Below are 7,643 nucleotides of genomic sequence, written 5' to 3'. Positions count from 1 at the left end.
GGTCTACACCGCGTTCAGCGCCTGGCCGCTGGTCGACACGCTGCGGCTCAGCGCCTACGGCACCGGGCCCGATGGCGCGGTGTCGTTCGTCGGGCTGCAGAACTTCCGCACGCTGCTGTTCGACGCGCAGTGGTTCGAGAGCTTCCGCAACGCGATGGTGAACAACGTCGAGTTCTTCGTCATCCACTCGCTGGTGCAGAACCCGGTGGCGCTGGTGCTGGCGGCACTGCTGTCGCTGCGCGGCCTGCGCGGCGCGGCGGCCTACCGCACGGTGCTGTTCCTGCCGACGCTGCTGTCGGTGGTGATCATCGGCTTCAGCTGGCAGCTGATCCTGTCGCCGCTGTGGGGCGTCACCGAGAAGCTGCTCTGCTTCGTCGGGCTGGAGCGCTTCTTCGGCCCGTGGCTCGGCATGGAGGAGACCGCGCTGCCGGTGCTGACGCTGATGTCGGTGTGGCAGTTCATCGGCATCCCGATGATGCTGATCTACGCGGCGCTGATCGCGATCCCCGAGGACATCATCGAGGCCGCCGTGGTCGAGGGCGCCGGGCCGTGGCGCATCTTCTGGGCGATCCGGCTGCCGCTGATCCTGCCGACGCTCGGGCTCGTCAACATCCTGACCTTCGTCGGCAATTTCAATGCGTTCGACCTGGTGTATGCGGTGAAGGGCGCGTCGGCCGGCCCGAACTTCGCGACCGACCTGCTGGGCACGCTGTTCTACCGCACCTTCTTCGGCTACCAGTCGCAGCCGGGCAGCGCGACGATGGGCGCGGCGCTCGCGACGCTGATGTTCCTGGTGATCCTGTCGGGCATCGCGGTCTACCTGTTCGTCGTGCAGCGGCGGCTGCGGAGGTTCGCGCTGTGAGCCGCTCGATCCGCTCGCCGGTCCGTTCACTCTTCGTGCACCTGACGCTCGGCGGCTACTCGCTGCTGGTGCTGTTCCCGATCCTGCTGGTGCTGGTCAACTCGTTCAAGACGCGGCGCGCGATCTTCGACGACCCGCTCGGGCTGCCCACCACTGCCACGCTCAGCGTGGTCGGCTATGCCAAGGTGCTGGGCAACGCGTCGATCGGCGRCATGTTCGCCAACAGCGTCATCGTCACCGGCTGCTCGCTGGTCCTGATCCTGCTGCTCGGCGCGATGGCCGCGTGGGCGCTGACCGAGTACCGCTTTCCCGGCAACCGGCTGCTGGCGCTGTTCCTCGCGTTCGGGATCATGGTGCCGATCCGGCTCGGCTCGGTGTCGATCCTGCAGACCATGGTGGCGTTGAACCTCGTCAACACGCTGACCGCGCTGATGCTGGTGTACGTGGCGCAGGGGCTGCCGCTGGCGATCCTGATCCTGTCGGAGTTCATCCGCCAGGTGCCTGGCGAGCTGAAGGACGCGGCGCGCTGCGACGGCGTCAGCGAGTACGTGATCTTCCTGCGCATCGTGCTGCCGCTGGTGCGGCCGGCGGTCGCGACGGTGGGCGTGTTCACGATGGTGCCGATCTGGAACGACCTGTGGTTCCCGCTGATCCTCGCGCCCTCGGAAGGCACGCAGACGCTGACGCTCGGCGTGCAGCAGTTCATCGGCCAGTTCGCGACCGACTGGAACGCCGTGCTGGCCGCGCTGTCGCTGGCGGTGCTGCCGGTGCTGGTGGTGTATGCGCTGCTGTCGCGGCAGCTGATCCGCGGCATCACCGCGGGTGCTCTCAAGTGAAGAAGTGAATTCCGCCCACCCATGACCCAAGTCACGCTGACCAACGTCTCGAAATCCTATGGCGACACCGTCGTGCTGCAAGGCGTCGACCTGCAGATCGACGCCGGCGAGTTCGTCGTGCTGGTCGGCCCGAGCGGCTGCGGCAAGACCACGCTGCTGCGCATGATGTGCGGGCTCGAGGAGATCACCGGCGGCGAGCTCGCGATCGACGGCGTGGTGGTGAACCACCTGCCGCCGGCGCAGCGCGGCATCGCGATGGTGTTCCAGAGCTACGCGCTGTACCCGCACATGAACGTGTTCGACAACATGGCCTTCGGCCTGAAGCTGCACGGTGCCGACCGCGCCGAGCGCAAGCGGCGCATCGAGGCCGCGGCCAAGGCGCTGCACATCGACCACCTGCTGCAGCGGCTGCCGCGCGAGCTCTCCGGCGGGCAGCGCCAGCGCGTCGCGATCGGCCGAGCCATCGTGCGCGACCCGAAGCTCTTCCTGTTCGACGAGCCGCTGTCGAACCTGGATGCCTCGCTGCGCGTGAAGACGCGCGTCGAGCTGGCGCGGCTGCACCGCGAGCTGAAGGCGACGATGGTCTACGTGACGCACGACCAAGTCGAGGCGATGACGCTCGGCGACAAGATCGTCGTGATGCACGAGGGCCGGGTGCAGCAGGCCGGCACGCCGGTCGAGCTGTACGAGCAGCCGGCGAACCGCTTCGTCGCCACCTTCATCGGCTCGCCGGCGATCAACCTGCTGCCGGCGACCGTGTCGGCCAGCGGCCGCGACGGCCTGGTGCTGGCACTCGCGCGCGGCGCACAGGCTAGGGCGCAGGTCGAGGCCGGCGAGTTGCGCAACGGCCAGGCGGTGGAGATCGGCATCCGGCCGGAGCACTTCACGAGCGTGGCGCCGAATGCGATGGCCAGCGCCGCGCAGGACGGCGACGGCGTGCGCTTCGAGGGCGAGGTGGTGCTGGTGGAGCAGCTCGGCGAATCGCACCTCGTCTACATGCGCACCGACGGCGGCGAGGAACTGGTGATGCGCGGCAGCGCGCTGACCCGCGCCCGGCCGGGCGACCGGGTGGCTTGGCGGGCGCCGGCCCAGGCGCTGCACGTGTTCGATGCGGAGGGCCGGGCGCACCGGCGGCTGCACGGGTTGGAATCCCTGGAGGGCACGCGGACAAACGCGTAGGCGCCGGACCGTGTTGCAAAACTACAATGCGACCCGCGTCGTGGGTGCAAGGCAGCCGCGACACGCTGTTTTCCCCCGCATCCCGAGGACCGACCTACCGTGAAACGAGCATCTCTCCGGCTGAAGCTGGTTGTCGTGTCAGCCACCATCGCAAGCACCCTGGGATCGGCGCAGGCCGCCGGCCTGTTCGATTCAGTGCTGGGCCGCGAGGGCACCCAGGCCGAGCAGAGCGCGAAGGCCCGGCAGCGCATCTGGCGCATCCGCGAGTTCAGCACCGTGCAACTGCTGGGCCGCGAGGCCGGTGCCCCGGAGAACCAGCACCCGGTGAAACTGAACGCCGACGCGCTGYGGATCGCGCTGGGGCAGTTCAAGTCGCTCGATTCGCGCGGCAAGGAACGCCCGCTGTTCGACGCGGACGAACTGGCCGAGATCAGCGAGCCGATCGCCCAGGCCTTCGCGAATGCCGAGCCCGGCGACGACGTGCTGCTGGTGTCGAGCGCCCGGCGCGACGGCTTCCTGGCGCCGCCGACGGCCGTCACCGCGCGGCTGTTCGTCGAGGGCGGCAACCTGAATTTCATCGCCCACGACAGCAACTTCGAGTTCGTGCACATCGTGCGCTCGACCAGCATGTCGCCGAACTTCCTGTACGGCGCGCGCGGCAAGGCGTCGGATGTGAAGCTGGTCGGCGCCGGTGCGGGCAACCGGCGCAGCGACTGGCTGACGGTGTCGCTGACGCAGGCCACCACCGTGCCGACGCCGCCGCCCCCGCCGCCGCTGGTGCTGGCGGCACCGCCCGCGGCCGCTGCGACGCTCACGCCGGTGGCACCGTCCGTTGCGGCGCCGGCGGTCGCGGCACCGGCTGCGCCGATCGTCAAGCCGGCCGACCCGAAGGCCGACGAGATCGAGCGCCGCCTGACCGCGCTGAAGCAGCTGCGCGACAAGGGCCTGATCACCGACGACGAGTACAAGCAGAAGCGCAAGGACATCCTGCAATCGCTGTGACCTGCCGCCGGATCCGACATCGTCCCCCCGAAGAGGGAGTCAATCGGATGGATGGATTCGCGGCGCGGCATCGAACATAGTCTCGCCTCGCGGCAGGGGTTGCCGTCGTGGAGCGCGAGATGCAGTTCGATCAGCAATTCAACGAGGGTGATTTCCGGATCTATGTGGCAGCGCAGGACAGCGGCCGCGGCCGCGGCTACACGGCCGCCGTCGTCGTGAGCCGCGTGCGCGGCGCGGTGAACACGCCCTGCGAGGTGTACCGCGACTGCTGCCTGGCCGGCGGCCACCGCTGGATCTCGCGCAGCGCCGCGCTGTCGTATGCGGTGTCGGTGGGGCGGGAGATCGCGCACACCGAGCCGTCGCGGCTGGCGCATTGCTGATCTGGAATCGCGCGCTGAAATCGATCTCTCAAAACGGACCGACAAAGAAAAAGCGGATGGTGCAAGCACCATCCGCCCGAAGAAGCCGCAGTGTCATTGGGAGGAGGGAGGAGGTAACTGCGGCTCCGTGTCCGTGACTTTAACCCGGGAYGCACCCTCAATTTGTAGGACGACACGCCGTTTTGTTGCGAATGGTGTGCTCATCCCCCGCCGCCCCCTTCGCCCTYGCCATCGGCCAGGCGTGACGGGTCGAGCAGCCGCTCGAGCTCGGCGCGGCCGAGTTCGGTCTGCTCGTCGGCCACGTCGAGGATGGGGCGCCCTTCGCGGTAGGCCTGCTTCGCGATCTCGGCGGCGCGCGCATAGCCGATCAGCGGATTCAGCGCGGTCACCAGGATCGGGTTGCGCGACAGCGCATCGCGCAAACGATCGCCGCGCACCGTGAAGCCGGCGATCGCCTTGTCGGCCAGCAGGTGGCTGACGCGTGCGAGCAGCTCCAGGCTCTCGACGAGGTTGCGTGCGACCAGCGGCAGCATCACGTTCAGCTCGAAGTTGCCGGACTGGCCGGCGATGGTGATCGCGGCGTCGTTGCCGATCACCTGGGCCGCGACCATCGTGGTCGCCTCGGGGATCACCGGGTTGACCTTGCCGGGCATGATCGACGAGCCCGGCTGCAGCGCCTCGAGCTCGATCTCGCCGAGGCCGGCCAGCGGGCCGGAGTTCATCCAGCGCAGGTCGTTGGCGATCTTCATCAGGCTCGCGGCCAGGCTCTTGAGCTGGCCCGAGACCGAGACCGCGGTGTCCTGCGCGCCCATCAGTGCGAAGTAGTCGTCGCCGGGGCGGAAGGCCTGTTGCGTGAGGCCGGCCAGCTCCTCGCAGGCCAGGCGCGCGAAATCCGGGTGCGCGTTGACGCCGGTGCCGACGGCGGTGCCGCCGAGCGCGAGCTGGGCCAGGTCGCCGCGCAGGGCCTCGAGCCGCGCGATCTGCGCATCGACCTGCGAGGCCCAGCCGCCGAGCGCCTGGCTCAGGCGCACCGGCATCGCGTCCATCAGGTGGGTGCGGCCGGTCTTCACGTGCTCGTGCACGCTGCGGGCCTTGTCGCGCGTCACCTTCGACAGGTGGTGCAGCGCGGGCAGCAGCTGCTCGGCGAGCACGACGCCGGCGCTGACGTGGATCGCGCTCGGGATCACGTCGTTGCTGCTCTGGCCGTGGTTGACATGGTCGTTGGCCGAGACCGGGCGGCCGAGGCGGCGCGTCGCGAGCGTCGCGATCACCTCGTTGGCGTTCATGTTCGAGCTGGTGCCCGAGCCGGTCTGGAAGACGTCGAGCGGGAAGTGCGGCATGAARTCGCCGTCGAGCAGCTCGCGGCAGGCGGCCTCGATCGCCTGCGCGGTGTCGGGCTCGAGCTTGCCCAGGCGCGCATTGGCCCGTGCGGCGGCGAGCTTGAGCTGGATCAGCGCGCGGATGAACGCCGCCGGCAGCCGGCCGCCGCTGACGGGGAAGTTCAGCACGGCGCGCTGCGTCTGCGCGCCGTACAGCGCGTCGGCGGGGACGGCGATGTCGCCGAGGCTGTCGTGTTCGAGGCGGGTGGCGGGGGAGGGCATGGAGGCGGGGCGTCAGTGGGGGAGGAATGGATCATGGCCGACGCGGGCCGACCTCGATGCATGCATTGATAATCGCCGGGGTTGCCTCGAAGATCCGCTGCCGGCGTGGCGAAATCGGTATACGCAAGGGACTTAAAATCCCTCCTCCTCGCGGAGATGCGGGTTCAAGTCCCGCCGCCGGCACCATGCGTTGACTTTGTTCACTTGGTCCCGGCCGGCGCCCGGTTGTACCGTTCCATTCCCTGGCGTGAAGCAGTAGATCGCCTCTTCTGACTTCCGGCCGGCATGCACCTCGTCAACCCCACGCCTTACCTTGCTGGATGGAACGTCGGCCATCGACCCGACGGGCGCGAACTCGCGGTGGTCGTCGTCAAGGCCAGCTTCGTGCTGAGCAGTTGTGGGGAGGGAACGCCGCAGCTCGCGCAGGCGCAACTGCCGCTGTACGAGGCCGACGTGCCGGGCCAGGATCCGGCGCGCAACGCCCCGGTCCACGAGAACGACTTCAGCGTCTTCAAGCCGCATTGCGACATCCTGCTGAGGGCCCGCGCCCACGCGCCGGGCGGCCGGCCCGTGACGCGGATGGAGGCCGGCTTCATGGTGGGCAGCTGCCGCAAGGTGGTGACGGTGCTCGGCCACCGCGAATGGCGCCGTGGCGTGATCGGCGTGGCGGCGACCGATCCGCAGCCGTTCACGACGCAGGAGATCGGCTACGACCATGCGTTCGGCGGCACGGACATCGATCCGTCGGACCCCGGCCGCATCGAGCTGTACCGGCCCAATCCGGCAGGCACCGGCTATTGCCGCTTCCGGCAGAACCTGCCCGGCATGGCCTTGCCGGCGACCGAGGAACCCGGTCATCCGGTCGAGCGGCCGGACGGGCACTACCGCCCGATGGCCTTCGGTCCGCTGGGGCGGCATTGGCTGCCGCGCGTCGCGCATGCCGGCACCTACGACGAGCGCTGGCAGCGCGAGAAGATGCCCTGGCTGCCTGACGACTTCGACCCGCGCTACCACCAGGCGGCGCCACCCGACCAGCAGATTCCCTATCCCCACGGCGGCGAGCCCATCGTGCTGGCGCACCTGAGTCCGCTGCCGCGCATCGAGGCCCGGCTGCCGAGGGAGCCCGTGCACGTGCGCTTCGTGCGCCATGGCGCGCCGGTCCTGGACGTGCAGGCGCAGATCGACACGGTGTTCATCGAGCCGGACGAAGACCGCCTGTGCCTGACGTGGCGTGCGAGTTGCCCGCTGATCCGTGACCCGTTCGAACTTCGCGAAATGCAGATCGAGACCACCTCCACCCGCACCCCCGGCCTGCTGCGTGCACGCCAGACCGGCAAGAAGCACTACCGCGGCCTGGCTGCGCTGGCGCGTGCGCGCAAGGGTGGCGCATGAGCCGCGCTGCGGGCCTCTCGGTGTTCGGCCACGCGATGCTCACCGCGGTGGGCGCCGACGGGCCGGCCACCTGCGCCGCGATGCGCGCCGGCATCAATGGCGCCCGCCGCGCCAAGCTGTGGGACTTCACGGTCGGTGAAGACCTGAACGCGGCGCGGCCGCGCCTGCACCAGTGGTGGGAAGGGCCGACGATGACCGCGCCGCTGGCCATTCCGGTGATCACTCAATGCGCGCAGCGGGCCGCGGAACTCGGCATGGCGCCTGCCGCGTCCGGCGCCCTCGCGCTGCCGGTGCTCGTCATCCTGCCGCCTGCGGACCGGCCGTTTCGCGCCCCTGACCTCGAACCGATGGTGATGAGCGACCTCGCCCGCCACTGGGGTGGCGCGCTGCC

At 69.5% G+C, this 7,643-nt stretch carries 7 protein-coding genes, 1 tRNA gene and 1 pseudogene; 8 read left to right on the top strand and 1 reads right to left on the bottom strand.

Going from position 1 to position 7,643, the window contains the following annotated elements; genetic code table 11:
- From AC1D15_RS12060 to AC1D15_RS12040, 5 genes are all read left to right on the top strand, one after another.
- Positions 1-862 (top strand): carbohydrate ABC transporter permease (locus AC1D15_RS12060; protein WP_477826153.1); only part of this gene is annotated, 862 nt, incomplete at its 5' end.
- Positions 859-1,698, top strand: a complete 840-nt coding sequence (locus AC1D15_RS12055) for a carbohydrate ABC transporter permease (protein ID WP_477826152.1) — start codon at positions 859-861, stop codon at positions 1,696-1,698. The genes AC1D15_RS12060 and AC1D15_RS12055, both read left to right, overlap by 4 nt.
- Before the next feature lie 21 nt (positions 1,699-1,719).
- A complete protein-coding gene (locus tag AC1D15_RS12050) occupies positions 1,720-2,877 on the top strand; it encodes an ABC transporter ATP-binding protein (RefSeq protein WP_477826151.1) in 1,158 nt (385 codons plus the stop codon).
- Positions 2,878-3,012: 135 nt separating this feature from the next.
- Positions 3,013-3,879 carry an SHOCT domain-containing protein gene (locus AC1D15_RS12045; RefSeq protein ID WP_477826150.1) on the top strand — a complete coding sequence of 289 codons (867 nt, stop codon included), beginning with the start codon at positions 3,013-3,015 and terminating at the stop codon, positions 3,877-3,879.
- 119 nt (positions 3,880-3,998) lie between these two features.
- Complete coding sequence (locus AC1D15_RS12040) at positions 3,999-4,259, top strand: hypothetical protein (protein ID WP_082004222.1); 261 nt, start codon at positions 3,999-4,001, stop codon at positions 4,257-4,259.
- 200 nt (positions 4,260-4,459) lie between these two features.
- Here the strand turns inward: AC1D15_RS12040 and AC1D15_RS12035 are convergent, their stop codons facing one another.
- Complete coding sequence (locus AC1D15_RS12035; protein WP_477826149.1) at positions 4,460-5,860, bottom strand: class II fumarate hydratase; 1,401 nt, start codon at positions 5,858-5,860, stop codon at positions 4,460-4,462.
- A gap of 99 nt (positions 5,861-5,959) precedes the next feature.
- Between AC1D15_RS12035 and AC1D15_RS12030 the strand changes: the two genes are divergently transcribed.
- From AC1D15_RS12030 to AC1D15_RS12020, 3 genes and pseudogenes are all read left to right on the top strand, one after another.
- Positions 5,960-6,046, top strand: a tRNA-Leu gene (locus AC1D15_RS12030).
- Between the two features lie 99 nt (positions 6,047-6,145).
- Positions 6,146-7,252 carry a DUF2169 family type VI secretion system accessory protein gene (locus tag AC1D15_RS12025; RefSeq protein ID WP_477826148.1) on the top strand — a complete coding sequence of 369 codons (1,107 nt, stop codon included), beginning with the start codon at positions 6,146-6,148 and terminating at the stop codon, positions 7,250-7,252.
- A pseudogene (locus tag AC1D15_RS12020) lies at positions 7,249-7,643 on the top strand (hypothetical protein); the annotation flags it as partial. The gene AC1D15_RS12025 and the pseudogene AC1D15_RS12020, both read left to right, overlap by 4 nt.

The sequence above is a fragment of the Rhizobacter sp. P2_H2 genome, from assembly GCF_056403375.1.
Note: the sequence above shows the minus strand (reverse complement) of the source record. Positions and strands in the feature narration are given on the sequence as shown.